Genomic DNA, 21335 nt, shown 5'->3' with positions numbered 1-21335 from the left:
GGTTGGTCAGCGGTTCGAGCGCCACCGCGTACGGCACTGTCCCGGACGGGACTCTCCCGGACGGTGACGAGGACGGGAGCGGCGGACGGAACGGGCCTGCCGGGCAGTGACGGGCGGGACGAGCCGGACGGGCGGGACGCGCGCGGGCCGGACGGGCGCGGCGGGCGGGCTCACAGGTGCCGTACGCGGTCGGCGACGCGGCGCTCGTACTCCGTGCGCGCCGCGCGGGCGGCCGGGCGTGCGGCGACCTCCGCGACCGGTACGTCCCACCAGGCCGCAGGAGCGGGCCCGCCCGCCGCGGGCGGGCCGGTCTCCACGTACACGCAGAACGGGCCGGTCGCCGTGCGCGCCGCCGCCAGCGCCTCGCGCAACTCCCCGACCGTCGCGGCCCGTCGGACGGTCAGTCCGAGCGAGGCCGCGTTGGCGGCGAGATCGACCGGCAGCGGGTCGCCGGTGTAGCCGCCCTCGGCGTCGCGGTAGCGGTAGTCGGTACCGAACCGCTCGCCGCCGGTGGCCTCGGAGAGCCCGCCGATCGAGGCGTACCCGTGGTTCTGCACCAGTACGAGCCGGATGTCCAGACCCTCCTGGACGGCGGTGACCAGCTCGCCGGGCAGCATCAGATACGTGCCGTCGCCGACCAGCGCCCAGACCCCGGCCCCCGGGGAGGCCAGCTTGACCCCGAGCGCGGCCGGGATCTCGTATCCCATGCAGGAGTAGCCGTACTCCAGGTGGTACTGGCGGGAGTTGTCCGCCCGCCAGTGGCGGTGCAGATCGCCGGGCAGCGATCCGGCGGCGTTGACGATCACGTCCTCGGGAGTGAGCTGCGCCCGCAGCTCGCCGAGGAGTTGGGCCTGTGTGGGACGCGCGTCCGGGCCGGGCGCCGCGCACAGCTCCGCGGTCTGCCGGTCGGCTTCCGCCCGGCCCGCCCGGTACTCGGCCAGGTAGTCGGCGTCGACCCGGTGGCCGGCCAGCTCCTCGGTGAGTGCCTCCAGTCCGGCGCGGGCGTCGGCGACCAACGGGAGCGCGGCGAGTTTGGCGCTGTCCGGGGCGGCGACGTTGAGGTTGACGAACCGCACCCCGGGGTGGGCGAAGAGGGTGTGCGAGGCCGTGGTGAAGTCCGACCAGCGGGTGCCCACCCCGAGCACCAGATCGGCGGTACGGGCGAGTTCGGCGGCCACCTCGGTGCCGGTGTGCCCGATGCCGCCCACCTCCTGCTCGTGGTCGCCCGGCAGCGCCCCCTTGCCCGCCTGGGTGGTGGCGACGGGCACGCCCGTGGCCTCCGCGAAGGTGGCGAGCGCCGCTTCCGCCTCGGCGTACCGCACGCCGCCACCGGCGACCAGCAGTGGCCGCCGCGCGGTCCGCAGCGCCGCCGCGATCGCCGCGAGCGCGGCCGGTTCGGCAGGCGGGCGCCGCACGTGCCAGGTGCGTTCGGCGAAGAACTCCACCGGCCAGTCGTACGCCTCGGCCTGTACGTCCTGGGGCAGCGCCAGGGTGACGGCACCGGTGTCGGCGGGGTCGGTCAGGACGCGCATCGCGCGCAGGGCGGCCGGGATCAACTGCTCGGGACGGGTGATCCGGTCGAAGTAGCGGGAGACCGGCCGCAGGCAGTCGTTGACCGAGATGTCGCCCGCAACCGGCGACTCCAGCTGCTGGAGCACCGGTTCGGCGGGGCGGCCGGCGAAGGTGTCGCCGGGCAGCAGCAGCACCGGCAGCCGGTTGACCGTGGCCAGCGCGGCGCCGGTGACGAGGTTGGTGGCGCCCGGGCCGATGGAGGTGGTGACGGCCTGGACGCGGAGCCGGTTGCTGTGCCGCGAGAAGCCGGTGGCCGCATGCACCATGGCCTGCTCGTTGCGGCCCTGGAGGAAGCGCATCCGCTGCCGTTCCTCCAGAAGCGCCTGGCCCAGGCCCGCGACGTTGCCGTGGCCGAAGATGCCCCAGACCGCGTCGACCAACCGCCGCCGCACTCCGTCGCGTTCGCTGTGCTGGGCGGCGAGGAAGCGGACCAGCGCCTGCGCGACGGTGAGCCGCACGGTGGCCGGCTGCTCTCGCGCGGACGGACCGGGCGAGGACGGACCGGGCTCTGCCGGGCCGGGCTCGGGGCCGGGGGCGGACGGGCCGGGGACGGCCGGCTCCGGGGCTGGTTCGGCGGGCGGGCGGTGCGCGTTCAACGCGGTACCTCCTGGTTCGGCTCCGGGTCGGTTCCGGCTTCCGCACCCTGGCGACCCGGCGGCCCGGCAGGGGCGGGCGGCCCGGCGTTCTCCGGCGGCCCGGCGTTCTCCGGCGGCCCGGCGGGGTCGGGCAGGGGCGCGGTGCACAGGGGCAGCCGGGGGTCCATCGGTGTCTGCCGCCAACTGCCGCGGATCCAGGCGTGGTCGGGATGGTCGCGGATGAGCCACTCGCGCTCCGCACCCGGTCCGGCCATCACGTTCAGGTAGTACATGGTGTGCCCGGGGACGGCCATGGACGGGCCGTGCCAGCCGTCCGGAATGATCACCGCGTCGCCGGTACGCACCTCGGCGAGCACCTCGGTGTTCCGGCCCGACCCCGAGGACGTCACCCGCTGGTACCCGAGACCCTCGGTGGTGTGTCCGTCCTCGCCGCAGTGCGGCGCGATCTCGAAGTAGTAGATCTCCTCCAGCTCCGACTCGCGGCCGGGATCCCACTCGTCGTGTTTGTGCGGCGGGTACGAGGACCAGTTGCCGCCGGGCGTCAGCACCTCCACCGCGATCAGGCGGTCGGCACCGAAGACGTCGGCGGCGGCGAAGTTGTTGACCTGGCGCGAACAGTTGCCGCTCCCCCGCAGCTCCACCGGCACGTCGGAGGCGGGCCCGCGGCGGGCGGGCAGCCGGCGCTCACAGCGCGCACCGAGCAGCGCGAAGCGGCCACCGGCCGTACTGCTCACCCCGGCCGCCGCGTCGCGCGGCAGATAGGCGAAGTCGCTGACCCCCGTGAAGACGCTCTCCCTGCCGTGCAGGGCGAATCGGTCGCCGTCCGCCGTCACCGTGCAGGCGCCCGCCAGCGGCAGCACGATCCACTCGCTGTCGCCGGTGGCGAAGTCGTGGCGTGCTCCGGGAGCCAGCTCCAGCACGCGCAGTGCCGAGTAGCCCCAACCCGCGCTTCCGGGGCCGATGTCCAGTGTGTACGGCCCGTGGGCGGCCGTTCCCGCGGGCAGGTGGTGTTCGCTGTGCCTCATCCCTCCCAGCCTTCCCCACCCGGTGGGCGGCACGCCCCGCCCGTCACGGCGTGCCGCCCACGAATCCGACCGTCCGACGCATTCGCGCGCGCCCGAGCGCCGTCCCGTACGCACCCGCCGCTCCGTACGCGCCCGCGCACACGCCCGTACGCGCGCCGCCCGGGGCGCCGCCCGAGGCCCGCCCGGCACGACCGTCAGTCGGCGGCGGCGAGCAGCGCCTCGACCTCGGCCGGCTCCGGCATCGCGGCCGAGCAGGCGAGCCGGCCGGCCACCAGCGCCCCCGCCGCGTTGGCGTACCGCATGACGCGCGCCAACTCCCAGCCCTCCAGCAGCCCGTGGCAGAGCGCGCCGCCGAACGCGTCGCCGGCGCCGAGCCCGTTGACCACCTCCACCGGATGCGGCGGCGCACCGACCTCGCGCCCGTCGCGGTGGACGGCGAGCACTCCCTCGGGGCCGAGCTTGACCACGGCCAGCTCCACCCCCGCCGCCAGCAGCGCACGTGCGCAGGCGGCCGGCTCGCGCTCACCGGTGGCGACCTCGCACTCGGCCAGGTTCCCGACCGCCACGGTCGCCCCGGCGAGCGCCCGCTCGTAGTGCGGACGGGCCGCAGCCACCGCACCCTCCGGCCAGAACATCGGCCGCCAGTCCAGGTCGAAGACCGTGATGCCGGACCGTGCCCTGGCCTCCAGCGCCGCATGGGTCGCGCCGCGGCTGGGCTCCTCGCACAGGCCCGTACCGGTCATCCAGAAGACCCGCGCCTCGCGCAGGGCCGCGAGGTCCAACTCCTCGGCGCGCACCATGAGATCCGGCGCCTTGGGCCGGCGGTAGAAGTACAGCGGGAAGTCGTCCGGCGGGAAGATCTCGCAGAAGGTCACCGGCGTCGGGGCGCCGTCCACCTCGGTCACCCAGCGGGGGTCCACCCCGAAGTCGGTGAGCGCGCGGCGGCAGTAGTCGCCGAACGGGTCCCGCCCGGTGCGGCTGACCACCGCGGCGCGGCGGCCCAGCCTGGACGCCGCCACCGCGACGTTGGTCGGCGAGCCGCCGAGGAACTTGGCGAACGTCTCGACCTCCGCCAGTGGCACACCGCTCTGCAGCGGGTAGATGTCCACCCCGATGCGGCCCATTGTGATGAGGTCGTAGGGACCCCTGACGTCGCTCACCTGTATTGAACCTCCAACCTGGATCCGTGACCGGCTCGTTCGAGCCGGTGAGAGGAGGACCGGCACTCATGACCACCGCTCACTCTTCCCGCGTACCCACCCTGGACCGACTGCGCGTCGGATCGGCCCCCGACTCCTGGGGTGTGTGGTTTCCCGACGATCCGCTGCAGGTTCCCTGGCAGCGGTTTCTGGACGAGGTGGCCGAAGCGGGCTACGAGTGGATCGAACTCGGCCCGCACGGCTATCTCCCCACCGACCCGGCAGTGCTGCGCGCCGAGACCGGGCGGCGGGGCCTGCGCGTCTCGGCCGGTACGGTCTTCACCTCGCTGCACCGGGGCCCCGCGGTCTGGGACGACACCTGGGCCCATGTCTCGCAGGTCGCCGCCCTCACGGCGGAGACGGGAGCGCGCCACCTGGTCGTCATCCCGTCCTTCTGGCGCGACGACAGAACTGCCGAGATGATCGAGCCGGCAGAGCTCACCGCCGACCAGTGGCGGGAACTGGCCTCCGGCACCGAGCGCCTCGCCGCGCGGGTCCGGGACACCTACGGGCTGGAGATCGCCGTCCACCCGCACGCCGACACCCATATCGACACCGAGGCCAACGTCACCCGCTTCCTGGACGCGACCGACCCCGATCTGGTGAACCTCTGCCTGGACACCGGCCACTACGCCTACTGCGGTGGCGACAGCGTACGGCTGATCGAGACCTACGGTGAGCGGATCGGCTACCTCCACCTCAAGCAGGTCGACCCCGAGGTGCTCGCGGACGTCGTCGCCGGGGGCGTCCCGTTCGGCCCCGCGGTGGGCCGCGGGGTGATGTGCGAACCCCCGCGGGGAGTGCCGGAGTTGGAACCGGTGCTGCTCGCGGCGCAGGGGCTCGGTGTGGAGCTGTTCGCGATCGTGGAGCAGGACATGTACCCGTGCCCGCCCGATCAGCCGCTCCCGATCGCCACCCGAACCCGCCGCTTCCTGCGTTCCTGCGGCGCCTGACCCGCCGCCGTCCGCACCCTGCCGACCGCCGCCGGCCGACCACAACCGCCTGCCTGCCGCCTGCCTGCCTGCCTGGCCGGTCCGTACCCCGGTGCGATGCGTACACCGTGCCCCGCACCCGTAACTCCCGCACCACGCACCACGCACCGCACCACGCTAGGAGAACGCACGACATGAGCAAGACCCCCCTCGGCGTCGCCGTGATCGGCACCGGCCGGATGGGCGCCGACCACGTCCACCGACTGCGGGAGCGTGTCAGCGGCGCCGAGGTCGTCGCTGTCGCGGATGTGGACGGCGACCGGGCCGCGGCACTGGCCGAGGCCGAACCCGCCTGTCGCTCCTACAGCGACGCCGGCCGGGCGCTCGCCGCGCCCGGCGTCGATGCGGTGCTGATCGCCTCGCCGGGACCGGCGCACGAGGAGGTGCTGCTGGAGTCCCTGGAGCGCGGACTGCCGGTGCTGTGCGAGAAACCGCTCACCCCGGACCCCGCCGGGGCACTGCGCGTGCTGGCGGCGGAGCAGCGTTTCGGCAGCCGGCTGATCCAGGTCGGCTTCATGCGACGGTACGACGCGGAGTTCCTCGCGCTCAAGGCGCTGCTGGACCGCGGGGAGTTGGGGCAGCCGTTGATGATGCACTGCGCGCACCGCAACGTCGGCATGCCGGCCTGGTTCACCGAGCAGATGATGATCAACGACTCGGTGGTCCACGAGATCGACTGCACCAGGTGGCTGTGGGGGCAGGAGATCACTGCGGTGACCGTCGTCAAACCCGGCGCGCGCGCGGACTCCCCCGTCGCCGGCAGCGATCCCCAACTCGTCCTGCTGGAGACCTCCGGGGGCGCCCTGGTGACCGTGGAGATCTTCGCCGCCTGCGGTTTCGGCTACCAGGTGCGCGCCGAGGTCGTCTGCTCCCGCGGCACCGCGACGGTCGGCACGGACGACGCGCGCCCGGGCGTACGGGTCGCCGCCGCGGGCCGCTGGGGCGGCGGCGTGGACCAGGACTTCCTCACCCGCTTCGGTGACGCCTACCAGCGTGAGCTCCAGGAGTGGGTGGACGCGGCGCGCTCGGGCCGCGCGACCGGCCCGAGCACCTGGGACGGCTACGCCGCCGCCGCGGTGTGCGCGGCCGGGGTCACCGCCCAGCGCGAAGGCGTGCGCACGCCGGTCGAACTCGCCGAACGCCCGCCGCTGTACGGGGAATCGGCGGCCGGCCGGCCACGGCTGCCGGTCGGCTGAGCGGCACCTCCCGTCGGCGGTCGACGGCACGGCCGAGCCGGGACACCCGGCCCCGCGGCAGGCGACCCGCGGCAGGCGGCAGGCGGCGCGTGCCCGGGGCAGATGGCCGGTTCCGGCAGCCTGCGTCGATCGGTGTCCCGGCGGCGGCGCCGATCGGCCGAACGTTTGCTTGATCCGTCTCCGTCCCGTCACAGCCGTCACCGTTGCGCACCTTGCGGTCACGAGGGGTCAACAGCCAACTGTCGCTGCAGGCACCGGCGATGGGCGGAAACGAGGGTCGGGGCAACACCCGTCACTTCCGTGGAGGTGCCTTCATGGCCGACCAGGCCCTGTGGTCCTACAAGGAGATCGCCGCGCACATCCAGGTCCAGCCGGACACGGTGCGCTCGTACCGCAAGCACGGACTCCTGCCGCCTCCCGACCTGGTGGAGGGCGGCAGGCCCTACTGGCGCGCCGACACCGTACGCACCTGGGTCGCCCAGCGCCCGGGCAACGGCTGGCGCAACCGCTAGACCCGGTACCGGCCCCGCTCCGTCTGCCGCGCAGGACTGCGCGGCAGAGCTGCGGACACCACCGGCTTCATACCTCCAGGGGGTATAGAGTCGAGAGACTGACCCCCGCCCGTACACGCACCACGGAGTCACACCATGAGCACCCAGCAGTCCACCGTCACCACCATGTACAAGGTCACCGGCATGAGCTGCGGCCACTGCGAGAACGCGATCCGGGAAGAGCTGACCGAGGTTGCCGGCGTCGTGGAGGTCAGCGCCTCCGCCAAGGAGGGGCTGGTGACCATCACCTCCGCCGTGGAACCCGACGAGGCCGCCGTGCGCGCAGCGGTCGACGAGGCCGGGTACGAACTCGCCGGGCGCGCCTGAGTCGCACCCGACAGCGCAAACGGTCCGCGACAGCGAAAACGCCCCGGCTGCAAGTCCCCCCACGGGCTCGCAACTCGGGGCGTTTCCATGCCCGGTTGGATTCCCCCCACGGGACCCACGCCGGGTGTCTTGCTCGCTGCGCTCCGGGCCGGAAGGCCGCTCAAAGCATTACGGCCGAGGCAACAGCGTATGGACGTCAACTCCGCCGGGTGTCGACGTCAACCGGTGAGACTGCCGTCCCCCCGAAATGGTTGTACATTCACCCCCTGTGATCTGGATCACACCACACAACCGACCCTACAACCCTCCACAACCCCACCCCACGGGACGACGAAGACGCACGTCAGAGCCCCTCCCGCCTCGAATCCGCCTAGAATCCGCCTCGATCCCGACTCGAACCCGACGCGACTCGAACCGCCTCCGGCCCTCGTCGAGGCGTCGGCCGGCCCGGAGGACTTCAACCGCCTCCGAGGCTTCGGGCGCCTCCGACGACTTCGGGCACTTCCGGGGCGACGGAGGCCGGGCGCCGGGGAACGGCCGTGGGCCCCGGTCGGGATGGTCCGACCGGGGCCCACGGGGCGTCTTGCGCGTGCAGGGCGTCAGCGCTGCTCCACGGGCACGTAGTCCCGCTCGACGACGCCGGTGTAGATCTGCCGCGGGCGGCCGATCCGGGAGCCCGGCTCCTTGATCATCTCGTGCCACTGGGCGATCCAGCCCGGCAGCCGGCCCATGGCGAAGAGCACGGTGAACATGCTCGTCGGGAAGCCCATGGCCCGGTAGATGAGACCGGTGTAGAAGTCGACGTTCGGGTAGAGGTTGCGCGAGACGAAGTAGTCGTCCTGAAGCGCGTGCTCCTCCAGCTTGAGCGCGATGTCCAGCAGCTCGTCGGACTTGCCGAGCGCCGAGAGGACCTGGTGCGCCGCGTCCTTGATGATCTTCGCCCGGGGGTCGAAGCTCTTGTACACGCGGTGCCCGAAGCCCATCAGGCGGACGCCGTCCTCCTTGTTCTTCACCTTGCGGATGAAGCTGTCGACGTCACCGCCGTCGCGCTGGATCTGCTCCAGCATCTCCAGCACGGCCTGGTTGGCGCCGCCGTGCAGCGGGCCCCACAGGGCGCTGATGCCCGCGGAGATCGAGGCGAACATGTTCGCCTGCGAGGAGCCGACCAGACGCACGGTGGAGGTCGAGCAGTTCTGCTCGTGGTCCGCGTGCAGGATCAGCAGCTTGTCCAGCGCACTGGCGACGACCGGGTCCAGCTCGTACTTCTCGGCCGGGACCGAGAAGGTCATCTGGAGGAAGTTCTCCACGTAGCCGAGGTCGTTGCGCGGGTAGACGACCGGGTGGCCGATGGCCTTCTTGTACGCGTAGGCGGCGATCGTCGGCAGCTTGGCGAGCAGCCGGATCGTCGAGATGTGCCGCTGCTCCTCGTCGAACGGGTTGTGGCTGTCCTGGTAGAAGGTGGACAGCGCGCTGACGACCGAGGAGAGCATCGCCATGGGGTGCGCGTCGCGCGGGAAGCCGTCGTAGAAGCGCTTGACGTCCTCGTGCAGCATCGTGTGCTGGGAGATCTCGGTCTGGAAGCCGGCCAGCTCGTCGACCGTGGGCAGCTCGCCGTTGATCAACAGGTAGGCGGTCTCCAGGAAGTTGCCACGCTCGGCCACCTGCTCGATGGGGTAACCGCGGTAGCGCAGGATGCCCTGCTCACCGTCGAGGTAGGTGATCGCGGACTTGACGCCCGCGGTGTTGCCGTAGCCCGCGTCCAGGGTCACCAGACCGGTCTCAGCGCGCAGCTTGCCGATGTCGAAGCCACGGTCGCCGACCGTACCGTCGACCAACGGGAAGCTGTGGTCACTGTTCCCGTACCGCAGTACTACAGCGCTGTCTTCTGCGCGGTGTTCGCTCACGTCATCCCTCACCGACGTAGTGCCTCTTCTTCGAGGTGCCCTGACTGCTTCCACTGTCCCCCATTTACCCCCGCCTCGTGCACTCGGGGTCGACCATAGGGCTTTTTGCTGGCACGCGGTGCCGCGCGCACGCTACTTTCCTCTGCGTTCGTCCCGCAATCGGTGGTCGAGACCCGTGCAGCGACGGCCCGCCGAGACCGAACGGACCGCCTGACCCAGCGCCCGGCGCGAACCCACCAGCACCACCAGCTTCTTCGCCCGGGTGACGGCGGTGTAGAGCAGGTTGCGCTGGAGCATCATCCAGGCGGCGGTGGTGACCGGGATCACCACCGCCGGGTACTCGCTGCCCTGGGAGCGGTGAATCGTCATCGCGTACGCGTGGGAGAGCTCGTCCAGCTCGTCGAAGCCGTACGGGATCTCCTCGTCCTCGTCGGTGAGCACGGTGAGTTGCTGCTCCACGCTGTCGAGCCCGATCACCACGCCGACAGTGCCGTTGAAGACGCCGTTGACACCCTTGTCGTAGTTGTTGCGTATCTGGGTGACCTTGTCGCCCACCCGGAACACCCGGCCGCCGTAACGCTTCTCGGACGTCTCGGGACGGGCGGGCGTCAGCGCCTGCTGGAGCAGGCCGTTGAGCGAGCCGGCACCGGCCGGCCCCCTGTGCATCGGCGCCAACACCTGTACGTCGCGCCGCGGATCGAGGCCGAATCTGGCGGGAAGGCGACGTGCCACCACATCCACTGTCAGCCGCGCCGCCTCCTCGGCGTCCTCCTCGGCGAAGAGGAAGAAGTCCTCCATCCCCGAAGTGAGCGGCGGAACACCGGAGTTGATCCGGTGCGCGTTGGTCACCACCCCGGACTGCCGGGCCTGCCGGAAGATCCGCGTCAACCGGACACGGGGCACCGGGCCGTCCTCGGCCAGCAGATCGCGCAGAACCTCCCCCGCGCCCACCGACGGCAGTTGGTCGACATCTCCCACCAGAAGCAGATGGGCCCCCGGCGGCACCGCCTTGACCAGCTTGTTCGCCAGCAGCAGGTCGAGCATGGACGCCTCGTCCACCACCACCAGATCGGCCTCCAGCGGCCGGTCCCGGTCGAAGGCCGCGTCCCCGCCGGGCTTGAGCTCCAGCAGCCGGTGCACGGTGGACGCCTCCACCCCGGTCAGCTCCGTCAGTCGCTTGGCCGCCCGGCCGGTGGGTGCGGCGAGCACCACCCGCGCCCGCTTGGCGGCGGCCAGCTCCACCACCGAACGCACCGTGAAGGACTTGCCGCAGCCGGGCCCGCCGGTCAGCACCGCCACCTTCTCGGTCAGCGCCAGCCGCACCGCCGCCCGCTGCTCCGGCGCCAACTCCGAGCCCGTGCGCGCCGCGAGCCAGCCGAGCGCCCGCTCCCAGTCCACGTCGGCGAAGGCGGCCAGCGGCCCGCCCGCCGGATGGTCCGCGCGGAGCAACCGCCTCAACTGCCCGGCCAGCGACAGCTCGGCACGGTGGAAGGGCACCAGATAGACGGCCGTCACGGCTCCCTCCGGGTCCTCCGGATCCGGGATCGCCTCACGCACGACGCCCTCCTCCTCGGCGGCGAGCTCGGCCAGGCTCTCGATCAGCAGGCCGGTGTCGACCTGGAGGAGCTTGAGGCCCTCGGCGAGCAGCCGCTCCTCGGGCAGGAAGCAGTGACCGCGGTCAGCTGCCTGCGAAAGCGCGTGCTGGAGACCGGCCTTGACCCGCTGCGGGCTGTCGTGCGGTATGCCGACCGCCTGCGCGATGCGGTCGGCCGTCAGAAAGCCGATTCCCCACACGTCGGCGGCCAGGCGGTAGGGCTCCTCCCGGACGACGGCCACCGAGTCGTCCCCGTACTTCTTGTAGATGCGCACAGCGATGGAAGTGGAGACCTCCACGCTCTGGAGGAAGACCATCACCTCCTTGATCGCCTTCTGCTCCTCCCAGGCGGCGGCTATCTTCGCCGTCCGCTTGGGCCCGAGCCCGGGCACCTCGATCAGCCGGGCGGCGTCCTCCTCGATCACCTCCAGGGTCGCGACGCCGAAGTGCGCGACGATCCGCTCGGCGATCCGCGGTCCGATGCCCTTGATCAGCCCGGATCCCAGATAGCGGCGGATGCCCTGGATCGTGGCGGGCAGCACTGTTGTGTAGTTCTCCACGGTGAACTGGCGGCCGTAGCTGGGGTGGGAGCCCCAGTGGCCCTCCAGGCGCAGCGACTCCCCCGGCTGGGCGCCGAGCAGCGCGCCGACGACCGTGAGCAGCTCGCCGCCGCTCTCGCGCGCACGGGCGGGCGCGAGCCGGGCGACCGTGTAGCCGTTGTCCTCGTTGGCATAGGTGATGCGCTCCAGGACCCCTTCGAGCACGGCGGGTTGGCGCGTCATGGCTTCGACCGTAATCGGTACCTCTGACAGGGAGCTGCCAGAGGTGGCCACAGATGTTCCCTTCGGAACCGATCCCTCCGCAGGGGTTCGCCGATACACTGCGTCGCTGGAGATCATCACTGCGTTGATCTTGAGGAGTCCGACGGCGCGGTGGCGCCCATCAGATCGCTGTCTGGACCATCCGGCTCGCTTCATCACCGCCCACCTCGAGGAACCGCAGCATGAGCAAGAGGAACAGCACCACACGCACCGCAGGCGCCATACGTCACAACCGGGGGTCCCGCCCAGGTCTGCTCCTCGCCGTGCTCGGCACCGCGCTCGCCCTCACCGCGACGGGGTGCGGAAGCGAGGCGGACTCGGCCGAGTCCAAGGAGTCGCCGGGAGCCACCGTGCGCATCGGCCTCTCGCTTCCCAACGTCAAGAGCGACTTCCACAGCGACCTCCTGGCCGGAGCCCGCGCCGAGGCCGAGAAGCAGGGCGCCCGGCTGACCATCAGGGACGCGGGCGACGACGAGGAACGGCAGGGAGAGGACCTGGAGCGCTTCGCCGACCAGGGCGTGGACGCCGTCGTGTACTCCCCGGTGAACCCGGCCGACGCCACCACCAACCTGCGCCGTCTGACCGACGCGGACGTCCCCACCGTCACCGCCGGCCGCACCGGCGACACCCCGCAGGCCGCCTCCATCGTGGCGCCCGACCACGCGCCCAGCGGCCGTATCGCCGCAGAGGCACTGGCCACCGCGCTCGACGGCAAGGGCGACATCGTCGTCCTGCGCGGCTCGAAGGACAACGCGGCCAGCAAGCACCACTACGACGACTTCAGAGCCGGTCTGAAGCCGCACAAGATCCGTATCGCCGCCACCCGGTCCGCCGGCTTCAAGCGGGCGGAGGCGGAGGCGGTGATGAGCGAGCAGTTGCTGATCGACCCGACCGTCACCGGGGTGTTCGCGGAGAACGACGCGATGGCGCTCGGCGCCGCCGACGCGGTCGCCGCGATGGGCCTGGAGGGCATCAGCATCGTCGGCTTCGAGGGCACGGGGGCGGGCCGCAAGGCGGTCAAGAACGGCGACATCGCCGCGACCGTCACCGACCAGCCCGAGGAGATCGGACGGGTCGCGGTGCGCAACGCGGTCCGGGCCGCCAAGGACGAACCGGTGGACAAGCGCATCCTGGTGCCGATGCGCGTCGTGACCAAGGCGACGATCGAGGAGTTCGAGTAGGCCGGAGCCGCCACGGCGCTGCGCGTCTGCGGCGCTGCGCCTCTGCGGGTCTCGGCACGGGGGGTGGCGCGGGGTGCGCCCAACGTGCGTCGGACGGCGGGCAGTGCCTGTCGGAGCACAGGCAAGTGGGGCCCGGTCGCTGCGACCGGGCCCCACTCGTCCGTGCTGCGACGGGCCCGCGAGGTGCGGCAGTTGCGGAAGCCCGCCACCGAGCCGGCCGCTCCGCAACCGGTGCACGTGCGTTGATCGCCCGTGCACCGGTTGCAGGTTGACGCTCGCCGGTTACGGCAGGCCGGGCGGAGTGCGCTCCACCATCGGCCGGTCCAGCTCGGCGTTGTACTTCGCCAGCGGCTTGGGCGCCGCGGACTTCGACTGCGCCTCGGGGCCCAGCTCCTGGTCGGCCCAGCGCATCAGCGCGCGGATGGCCGTGGCCCGGTCGCTCTGCTCCAGCGCCTCGATGTTCGCGCCGTGGTTGGCACCCGGCGCGACCAGCAGGTGCGAGTCCTTGCTGCCGTCGCCCAGACGGAACGGCTCGGCCGACCACGGGTCGTTCTCGCCGTTGACGTAGAGCATCTCGGTGGACTCGGTGCGCACCCACTCGTCGATGTCGGCCATCGCCTTGTCGTCGAAGTGGTCCATCGGGATGTCGCGCGGCACGAAGGTGCGCGGCTCGTTGATGCCCGGGTACTTCAGCAGGTCGTCCAAGTGCGGGGTCTGCACGGACGGCTGACCCAGCTGGGTGCCCGCCTGGTAGTAGTACGGGGTGTAGCCGAGCAGGCCGTCGTCGCTGCCGCCGCTCCAGCCGTAGACCTCGTCGACCCAGGTGTACAGCTCGTCGTCGGTGGCGTCCCCGGCGGGCACGTTCGCGCAGTCCGACTCGCTGGAGTACTGCCAGAACGACCAGATCACGTCGAGGCCGATGACCTCGTACGCCTTGTCCACGTCGCCGATCAGGTCGTAGGTGTAGCCATTCTCCTCGGCTTCCTTCGCCATGCGCTTGCTGAGCACGTCACGACGCTCGAAGATCTGGCGCTCGGCGGTGCTCAGCGCCTCGCGGCACTCCTTGGTCGACACGTTGGCGAAGAACTCGTCGTAGGCCGAGTCCTCCTTGTTGTCGACGTTGTTGGGCGCGACGTAGGCGACCGTGCCGTCCATGTCCTCGGGGTAGAAGCGGCGGTAGTACGTCGCCGTCATTCCGCCCTTGCTGCCGCCGGTGGAGACCCACTTCTGGTCATAGACCCCGTTGAGCGCGCTGAAGATCCGGTGCTGGTCGCTCGCGGCCTGCCAGATGTCCAGCTTCGTCCAGTCCGCCGGGTCGGGGCGCGAGGGGTCGAAGAAGCGGTACTCCATCGAGACCTGGTTGCCGTCGATGATCCGGGTCGGCTCGCTGCGGCTCGGCTGGGTGTTGAGGTTGTAGCCGGAGGTGAAGAAGACGTTCGGACGGTCCTCCGACTTGTGCAGGATCGAGATCCGCTGCTTGAAGGTGCCCTCGTCCGGCTTGCGGTGGTCCACCGGCTGCTCGTAGTTGAGGACGAAGTAGCGGTAGCCGTCCTCGGCCGGCTTCTCCTCGATCAGGCTCATGCCGTCGATCGCGAGAATCTTGTCCTTGATGTCACTCTTGTCCGCTGCGGCGGCACCCGCCGACGCGGCGCCGACGGTGCCTGTTCCTATGAGCACTGCGGTGGCGAGCATCCATCTGAGCGTTTTGCGCATGTATACAACTCCCCGGATTCGGCCTGGTGCTGCGCGCTGGTCGCAGGTGAACCTATCCGGGCGACACTTCGCACACCAGACCTGAACGGCCACGACCGCTCAATTGAACGTTCGATACCCGCGATCGGCGGTGCGCCGCGGCATTCGTCCCCCACTGCCCCAGCAGTCCGCCCTGTCACTGCCGCTACAGCTGCCCTGCGTTCCTCGCCCCTCCGCGCCGCCACCCGGGCGCCGCCCCAACGGTCGGCGCAGGACGGGCCGTTCCCGCCGCCGGCCGGACGGCGGCGGCTACCCTCGCAGCCATGACCTCCGACCTGCCGCCCGCTCACGACCCGCACCCGCGCCCGGCAACCGACCCGCACGGCCTGCCCGTTGAGCCGCCGGAGACCCCCGTCGCCGTACCCCCGCTGGCGACCGGACCGCGCCGGATGGAGCTGCTGGCCTTTCAGCCGGTCGAGGACGTACGCCCGTCGGGCCGCCAGGAGGACGCCGTCATCGCCGCCTACGTGCTGGTCGCCCTCTGGCACCGGGACCGCCTGCTGCTGGTACGGGTTCGCGACCGCGACTGCTGGGAGCTGCCGGGCGGCGGGGTGGAGGCGGACGAGAGCGCGCGTGAGGCCGCCGTGCGCGAGCTGAGGGAGGAGACCGGCGAGGAGGTCGCCCCCGAGACGCTGCGACTGGTGGGCTACGCGACCACCGCGCTCGGGCCGGCCCGAGGCACCCTGATCGGCGCGGTCTTCACCGCGCGGGTCGCCGAGCCGGGCGCCTTCACTCCCAACGAGGAGATCTGCGAGGTCTGTTGGTGGGACGGGCAACAGGAGCTGCCTCGGCTCCAGACCGTCGACACCTACCTCGCGGAACTCACCCGGGAGCGCTGAACGGCGACGCTCCGGCCGCGCCAAGCGGACCGCAGGCGCGAAGCAGCTCGCCCGCCGGACGCACCCCCGACAGCCGGAGGCACCCCGACAGCCGGGCGCCCCGGCCCGCCCTGCGGCGCTGGGGCCGGGGCGCCCGGCTCGGCGACCCGCGCGGTGAAGACCGCGCCGATCAGGGTGCCTCGGGCCGGCCCGAGGCACCCTGATCGGCGCGGTCTTCACCGCGCGGGTCGCCGAGGACGGCACCCACGCCGAGCTGCTGGCGCGCGGTGGGCGGTACGCCGAGTTGTGGCGCACCTTCGTCGGGGGTTCGGACGCGGACAGCGGCGCGCCCCAGCCCTCCCGCGTCTGACCGTTCGGGGGCGGCTCGACGCCGCCCCCGAACGGTCAGACGCGGGAGGGCTGGGGCGCGCCGCTGTCCGCGTCCGAACCCCCGACGAAGGTGCGCCACAACTCGGCGTACCGCCCACCGCGCGCCAGCAGCTCGGCGTGGGTGCCGTCCTCGGCGACCCTGCCGTGGTCGAGCACCACCACCCGGTCCGCCCGCGCGGCCGTGGTCAGGCGGTGGGCGATGACCAGCGTCGTACGCCGCCCGGCCAGCCGGTCGGTCGCCTGGTTGACCAGTGACTCGGTCGCCAGGTCCAGCGCGGCGGTGGCCTCGTCGAGCAGCAGGATGTCGGGCTCCACCAACTCCGCTCTGGCCAGCGCGATCAGCTGGCGCTGACCGGCCGAGAGGTTCTTGCCGCGCTCACCGACCTCGTGCAGATAGCCGTGCGGCAGCGAGGCGATCATGTCGTGCGCACCGACTCTGCGGGCCGCCGCCTCCACCTCCGCGTCCGTCGCCGACGGGCGACCGTACGAGATGCTGTCGCGGACCGGACCCGGGAAGAGGTACGGCTCCTGGGGCACCACGCCGAGCCGCTGCCGGAAACTCGTCAGATCCAGCTCGCGCAGATCGCGGCCGTCGACGCGCACGGCGCCGGAGGTCGGGTCGTAGTAGCGCGCGACCAGCTTCACCAGCGTCGACTTGCCCGCGCCTGTCTCACCGACGAAGGCGACGGTCTGGCCGGCGGGGACGGTCAGGCTGATTCCGCTCAGCGCGGCCTCCCCCTTCGGCACCCCTGCGGGCAGACCGCAGCCCGGGCTCGGGGAGGCGCTCTCCTCCTCCGCACCGCCCGGCGCCCGCGCGACACCGGAGTCGCGCGAGCCGCCCGCGTCCGGCGCGTCTCCCGCCCCGACCGCCTGAGCCGAGGCACCCTCGTAGCGGAACTCCACCGCGTCGAAGGCGACTTCGCCCCGAAGCGTGCGCACCGGCTCGGCCGTCGTCGAGGACGGGGTCGAGGTCTGCTCCCGCAGCAGCCCCTGGATGCGTCCCAGCGAGACGGACGCCTGCTGGTAGCCGTCGAAGACCTGCGAGAGCTGCTGCACCGGGGCGAAGAACAGCTCGATGTAGAGCAGATACGCCACCAGCGCGCCCGCGGAGAGCGTGCCCTCGCTCACCCGGCCCGCCCCGACCAGCAGCACCGCGACCGTCGCGAACGACGCGAGGAGCTGCACGAAGGGGAAGTACACCGAGATGAGCCACTGGCCCCGCACTCGCGCCCTGCGGTAGCCGTCGCTGCGCTCGGCGAAGCGGTCCGCGCCGCTGTCCTCGCGCCGGAACGCCTGGAGCATGCGCAGCCCGGCCACCGATTCCTGGAGGTCGGCGTTGACCACGCTCACCCGCTCGCGGGCCAACTCGTACGCCTTGACGCTGTGTCGGCGGAAGTAGACCGTGCCGAGGATCAGCGGGGGCAGTGTCGCGAAGACGACCAGGGCGAGCTGGACGTCGATCACCAGCAGTGCCACCAGGATTCCGACGAAGGTGAGCAGCGAGACGAGCGCAGTGACCAGACCGGTCTGGAGGAAGGTGGAGAGCGCGTCGACGTCGGTGGTCATACGCGTCATCAGCGCACCGGTCAGATGGCGCTCGTAGTAGTCCAGGCCGAGCCGCTGGAGCTGCGCGAAGATCTTTACTCGCAGCGCGTACAGCACCCGCTCGCCGATCTTGCCGGTCATCCGCATCGCCACGGTCTGCGCCGCCCACTGGACCAGCACCACCACCAGCGCCAGCCCTGCCGCGAGCCAGACACCGGCGATCGCGGCCTTCTCGACACCGTCGTCGATGCCCTGGCGGATGAGGACCGGCAGCAGCAGCATGGCGGCTGCGTCCACTGCGACGAAGCCCAGCGCGAGCGCCAGCGGACGGCCGAAGCCGCGCAGCAACCGCCGCAGGCCGTACGACTCCTCGGGCTGCGCCGCCGCCGACTCGTCGATGTCGGGCACGTCCGTCGCCGGCGGCAGGGCGGCGACCTTGGCCAGCAGCTCGGGGTCGCCGGGCAGCGAGCTCAGCTCGGCGCCGAAGCTCCCCTGCTGCCCGGCCTGTGCCGCGCTCGCCCCGCTGCCGCCGTCGCCGGAACTCTTCGCATCGCCCGAGACCTCGGGACGCTGCCACAGCTCGGGGGTGACGCCGTCCACCGGGAGGTGCTCGTCGTGCCGCGCCCGGCCCGCCGGGTCGCGCGCCACATCGCCCAACTCGTCGGGGTCGGTGAGGAGTCGGCGGTAGAGGTCGCAGCGGGTGGTGAGCTCGGCGTGGGTGCCGACGTCCACCAGCCGGCCGCCGTCCAGCACCGCGATGCGGTCGGCCAGGGTCAGCGTGGACTGGCGATGGGCGATCATCAGCGTCGTGCGGCCGGCCATCACACCGCGCAGCGCCTCGTGGATCTCGTGCTCGACGCGCGCGTCCACCGCGGAGGTGGCGTCGTCCAACAGCAGGAGGCGGGGGTTGGTGAGGATGGCTCGGGCGAGCGCGATGCGCTGCCGCTGCCCTCCCGAGAGGCTCATCCCCTGCTCGCCGAGGACGGTGTCGTACCCCTGCGGCAGCTCGGAGACGAAGCCGTCCGCCTGCGCGGCACGGGCGGCGTTGCGGATCTGCTCGTCGTCGGCGTCGGGTGCGCCGAAGGCGATGTTCTCCCGCACCGACTCGGAGAAGAGGAAGCTGTCCTCCGGCACGAGCCCGATGGCGGAGCGCAGCGAGGCCAGGCTGAGGTCGCGCACGTCGTGGCCGCCGACCCGCACCGAGCCGGCGGTGACGTCGTAGTAGCGCGGCAGCAGCATCGAGACCGTCGACTTGCCGCTTCCGCTGGTGCCGACCACCGCGAGCGTCTCGCCCGGCTCGATGCGCAGAGTGAGGTCGTCCAGCACGGGGCGGTCTTTGTTGTACCCGAAGCTCACGCGGTCGAACTCGACGGAGGCGTCCGCGCCGGCGGGCAGCTCGATCGCGTCGGGGCGCTCGGACATCTGGGGCTCGGTGTCGATCAGCTCGAAGATCCGCTCCACGCCGGCGCGGGCCTGCTGGCCGATGGTGAGCATGGCGGCGAGCATCCGCACCGGGCCCACCAGCTGTGCGAGATAGGTGGAGAAGGCGACGAAGGTGCCGAGGGTGATCTGGCCCTGCACGGCCATCCAGCCGCCGACACCGAGCATGGCGACCTGTCCGAAGGAGGGCACGGCCTGAAGCGCCGGGGTGTAGCGCGCCGTCAGCCGCACGGTGCGCAGCCGGGCGGCGAACAGCGTGCGACCGATCGCGCGCAGCTTGCCCGACTCCTGCTCCTCCTGCCCGAAGCCCTTGACGACCCGTACGCCCGTCACCGAGCCGTCGACCACCGAGGCGACCGCGCCGGCCTGCTGCTGGGCGTACCAGGTCGCAGGGAAGAGACGCTTGCGGCTGAGGTCGGCGATCCACCAGAGCAGCGGGAAGACCGCCAGCGAGACCAGCGTCAGCATCGGGGAGAGCACGAACATCACGATCAGCGCGACCGCGAAGAGCAGGATGTTCCCGATCATCATCGGCAGCATGAACAGCAGGCTCTGCACCAGCTGGAGGTCGCTGGTGCCGCGCCCGACGACCTGGCCGGTCGAGAGCTCGTCCTGGCCCCTGCCGTCCAGCCGGATGATCGCCCGGTACATCGAGGTGCGCAGATCGTGCTGGACGTCCAGGGCGAGCAGCCCGCCGTAGTAGCGGCGCAGGTAGGTGAGCCCGTAGATCACCACCGCGGCCACCAGCAGCAGCCCGATCCAGGGAGCGAGATCGGAGGCGGCGGCGCCGCTGTCGCCGGCGACCTCGTCGATGATGACCTTGGTGAGCAGCGGGACCATCGCCATCGCGGCCATGCCGGCCAGCGAGGCGCCCAGCGCGAGCAGTACGTTCCGCCGGTACCGCAGGCAGTACGAGGTGAGCCGGCGGGCCCAGCCCACCTGTCGGCCTGCCGCTTCGGTCGCTTCCACGTGCTCTGCCCCCGCTCTCCGCGCCCCCGGTCCGGAACGCCTTCTGGTACACGCCTGCCGGACGCTCCAACGCCACGAACGGAGGATTTCATCCCGCTGTGACAATCGGGCGGGGATTTTCTGACGCCGACCGGCTCGTGACACGGCTCAGCCGTCGGGGAACGGCCCCCGACGGCAGCGGAACCGGATGGGGTGCGACGCGCTCAGGAGCGTTTGCGAGGCGGGTGGACGACGGCGGGCGGGCGGCTGTCCCCCGTGCCGCAGAGCACCCCGGCGAGCAGCAGTACCCGGCCGAGTGCCTCGGCGCGCGCCCGGCCGCGCGGACCGCGGTGCTCCCGGTCCGCACACGTCTGCGCTTCGGAATGCCGAGCTCCCGCCGCCCCCTCCGACGGGACATCGCCGGAGCAGGCGGGGCCGTCCGCGGCGGGAGCGGAGAAGGTGGCCCAGACCGCCTTGCCCGTGGGGCCGGGGACGGTCCAGCCCCAGTCGTCGCTCAGGCACTCGACGATGTGGAGCCCCCGCCCGGACTCCGAGAGTTCAACCGCGTCGCACACCTCGGGAGAACCGGCGCCGGCGTCCACCACCACGCACAGCACCCCGTGCCCCTGACGGGCAAGGCCGAGCAGCACGGGCCGGGGGCCGGCGCCTTCGTCCGGCCCGCCGTTGTGGCGCATCGCGTTGGTCACCATTTCCGAGACGGAGACCGCGACGCTGTCGTCCAGCTCCTTCAGCCCCCAGCAGCACAGGGTGTTGTGGGCGTAGCTGCGGGCGAGAGCGGCGGAGCGTGAACCCTCACCGAGAGTCCACACCGCGAAGGCGGACGACTCCTGCGGCTCGTGTGCCGCCGAGTCGGGGGCGGCGGTCGGGCGGCCGGACATCGCACAGGCCGAACCGGACGGGATCGCGGGGCCGGGAAGGACGGGCAGATCTTCCACCAGCCCCTCCACCAGGGAGAGCGGCGTGGGCCCGGGGCCCGGACCGCCACCGGATGCGGCCGGCCCGTGGTGAGCGGCCCTGTCCACCGGTTGTGGGGTCATGACGTACTCCGCAGCCGCCGAAACGGCACGTAAGGGAACACATTTCTCATGACATCCTGCTTCGACTGTGGCGACCGGTGCAAGTGCGGATGCACTTACAACTGTGCACAGTGCGTGGTATAGGCCATTGACCGGCACTTCTCCGGCCCGAACTCCGCCAAAACTCGACCGACCCCCCGGAACCCGGTCATCACCGGCCCACCCGCAGCAACCAGCCACTCCTCCCGCGGCGACATTTCCCGGGGCGGCCCTCCGGGGCCGGTTCGCGCCACCCCCGCCGCGGCAGACCCGTCTATACAAGTTGAAGCTTGTACGGACAGCCTCGGGCCCGGTTGTACGCACCCCGACGGCGCCCCGCCCGCGGCGACTCCGGCCGCGCCCCGGGCGCAGGACCGGCGCGCCCGGACACGCGCGGCGCGCCCCGCC

14 protein-coding genes are annotated in these 21335 nt (G+C 72.0%); 6 read left to right on the top strand and 8 right to left on the bottom strand.

Annotation, left to right across the window (positions count from 1 at the left end; genetic code table 11):
- Positions 1-170: 170 nt before the first annotated feature.
- The 3 genes from iolD to iolC all read right to left on the bottom strand — a co-directional run bounded on the left by iolD (position 171) and on the right by iolC (position 4353).
- A complete protein-coding gene (iolD, locus tag JGS22_RS14765; protein WP_216815088.1) occupies positions 171-2030 on the bottom strand; it encodes a 3D-(3,5/4)-trihydroxycyclohexane-1,2-dione acylhydrolase (decyclizing) in 1860 nt (619 codons plus the stop codon).
- A 134-nt stretch (positions 2031-2164) separates the two neighbouring features.
- Positions 2165-3193: a 5-deoxy-glucuronate isomerase gene (gene iolB / locus JGS22_RS14760; protein ID WP_216814993.1), complete on the bottom strand. Its 1029-nt coding sequence runs from the start codon at positions 3191-3193 to the stop codon at positions 2165-2167.
- A 194-nt stretch (positions 3194-3387) separates the two neighbouring features.
- A complete protein-coding gene (gene iolC / locus JGS22_RS14755) occupies positions 3388-4353 on the bottom strand; it encodes a 5-dehydro-2-deoxygluconokinase (RefSeq protein WP_308405676.1) in 966 nt (321 codons plus the stop codon).
- Positions 4354-4421: 68 nt separating this feature from the next.
- Between iolC and JGS22_RS14750 the strand changes: the two genes are divergently transcribed.
- The 4 genes from JGS22_RS14750 (at position 4422) to JGS22_RS14735 (ending at position 7458) form a co-directional block, all read left to right on the top strand.
- On the top strand, positions 4422-5345 hold the full coding sequence (locus JGS22_RS14750) for a sugar phosphate isomerase/epimerase family protein (RefSeq protein WP_211041884.1): 924 nt from the start codon (positions 4422-4424) through the stop codon (positions 5343-5345).
- A gap of 173 nt (positions 5346-5518) precedes the next feature.
- Entirely contained in the window at positions 5519-6580 is a 1062-nt protein-coding gene (locus JGS22_RS14745) for a Gfo/Idh/MocA family protein (RefSeq protein ID WP_211041883.1), read from the top strand.
- Positions 6581-6894: 314 nt separating this feature from the next.
- A complete protein-coding gene (locus JGS22_RS14740; protein WP_211041882.1) occupies positions 6895-7092 on the top strand; it encodes a helix-turn-helix transcriptional regulator in 198 nt (65 codons plus the stop codon).
- Between the two features lie 135 nt (positions 7093-7227).
- Complete coding sequence (locus JGS22_RS14735; protein WP_211041881.1) at positions 7228-7458, top strand: heavy-metal-associated domain-containing protein; 231 nt, start codon at positions 7228-7230, stop codon at positions 7456-7458.
- A 599-nt stretch (positions 7459-8057) separates the two neighbouring features.
- On the opposite strand, the gene JGS22_RS14730 is transcribed toward JGS22_RS14735, so the two are convergent.
- Both JGS22_RS14730 and recD2 read right to left on the bottom strand, forming a co-directional pair.
- The gene (locus JGS22_RS14730; protein WP_211041880.1) at positions 8058-9362 is read right to left on the bottom strand and encodes a citrate synthase; all 1305 of its coding nucleotides are present in this window, start codon (positions 9360-9362) and stop codon (positions 8058-8060) included.
- A 132-nt stretch (positions 9363-9494) separates the two neighbouring features.
- Positions 9495-11738, bottom strand: a complete 2244-nt coding sequence (gene recD2 / locus JGS22_RS14725; RefSeq protein ID WP_211041879.1) for an SF1B family DNA helicase RecD2 — start codon at positions 11736-11738, stop codon at positions 9495-9497.
- A 221-nt stretch (positions 11739-11959) separates the two neighbouring features.
- Between recD2 and JGS22_RS14720 the strand changes: the two genes are divergently transcribed.
- Positions 11960-12958, top strand: a complete 999-nt coding sequence (locus tag JGS22_RS14720; protein WP_211041878.1) for a sugar ABC transporter substrate-binding protein — start codon at positions 11960-11962, stop codon at positions 12956-12958.
- A 282-nt stretch (positions 12959-13240) separates the two neighbouring features.
- Here JGS22_RS14720 and JGS22_RS14715 read toward each other — a convergent pair whose 3' ends face one another.
- The gene (locus JGS22_RS14715) at positions 13241-14671 is read right to left on the bottom strand and encodes a S28 family serine protease (protein WP_211041877.1); all 1431 of its coding nucleotides are present in this window, start codon (positions 14669-14671) and stop codon (positions 13241-13243) included.
- A 302-nt stretch (positions 14672-14973) separates the two neighbouring features.
- Between JGS22_RS14715 and JGS22_RS14710 the strand changes: the two genes are divergently transcribed.
- Positions 14974-15549: an NUDIX domain-containing protein gene (locus tag JGS22_RS14710; protein WP_211041876.1), complete on the top strand. Its 576-nt coding sequence runs from the start codon at positions 14974-14976 to the stop codon at positions 15547-15549.
- Between the two features lie 384 nt (positions 15550-15933).
- Here JGS22_RS14710 and JGS22_RS14705 read toward each other — a convergent pair whose 3' ends face one another.
- The gene (locus tag JGS22_RS14705) at positions 15934-19872 is read right to left on the bottom strand and encodes an ABC transporter ATP-binding protein (protein WP_211040763.1); all 3939 of its coding nucleotides are present in this window, start codon (positions 19870-19872) and stop codon (positions 15934-15936) included.
- Positions 19873-20075: 203 nt separating this feature from the next.
- Positions 20076-20909: an ATP-binding protein gene (locus JGS22_RS14700; protein WP_211040762.1), complete on the bottom strand. Its 834-nt coding sequence runs from the start codon at positions 20907-20909 to the stop codon at positions 20076-20078.
- Between the last annotated feature and the right edge of the window lie 426 nt (positions 20910-21335).

It is taken from the genome of Streptomyces tardus (genome assembly GCF_018101125.2).
Taxonomy (GTDB): domain Bacteria; phylum Actinomycetota; class Actinomycetes; order Streptomycetales; family Streptomycetaceae; genus Streptomyces; species Streptomyces tardus.
Note: the sequence above shows the minus strand (reverse complement) of the source record. Positions and strands in the feature narration are given on the sequence as shown.

Coding starts and splice junctions, on each gene's coding strand:
- iolB (WP_216814993.1), bottom strand. CDS start 3,193: ATGAGGCACAGCGAACACCACCTGCCCGCGGGAACGGCCGCCCACGGG.
- JGS22_RS14750 (WP_211041884.1), top strand. CDS start 4,422: ATGACCACCGCTCACTCTTCCCGCGTACCCACCCTGGACCGACTGCGC.
- JGS22_RS14745 (WP_211041883.1), top strand. CDS start 5,519: ATGAGCAAGACCCCCCTCGGCGTCGCCGTGATCGGCACCGGCCGGATG.
- JGS22_RS14740 (WP_211041882.1), top strand. CDS start 6,895: ATGGCCGACCAGGCCCTGTGGTCCTACAAGGAGATCGCCGCGCACATC.
- JGS22_RS14735 (WP_211041881.1), top strand. CDS start 7,228: ATGAGCACCCAGCAGTCCACCGTCACCACCATGTACAAGGTCACCGGC.
- recD2 (WP_211041879.1), bottom strand. CDS start 11,738: ATGACGCGCCAACCCGCCGTGCTCGAAGGGGTCCTGGAGCGCATCACC.
- JGS22_RS14720 (WP_211041878.1), top strand. CDS start 11,960: ATGAGCAAGAGGAACAGCACCACACGCACCGCAGGCGCCATACGTCAC.
- JGS22_RS14715 (WP_211041877.1), bottom strand. CDS start 14,671: ATGCGCAAAACGCTCAGATGGATGCTCGCCACCGCAGTGCTCATAGGA.
- JGS22_RS14710 (WP_211041876.1), top strand. CDS start 14,974: ATGACCTCCGACCTGCCGCCCGCTCACGACCCGCACCCGCGCCCGGCA.
- JGS22_RS14700 (WP_211040762.1), bottom strand. CDS start 20,909: ATGACCCCACAACCGGTGGACAGGGCCGCTCACCACGGGCCGGCCGCA.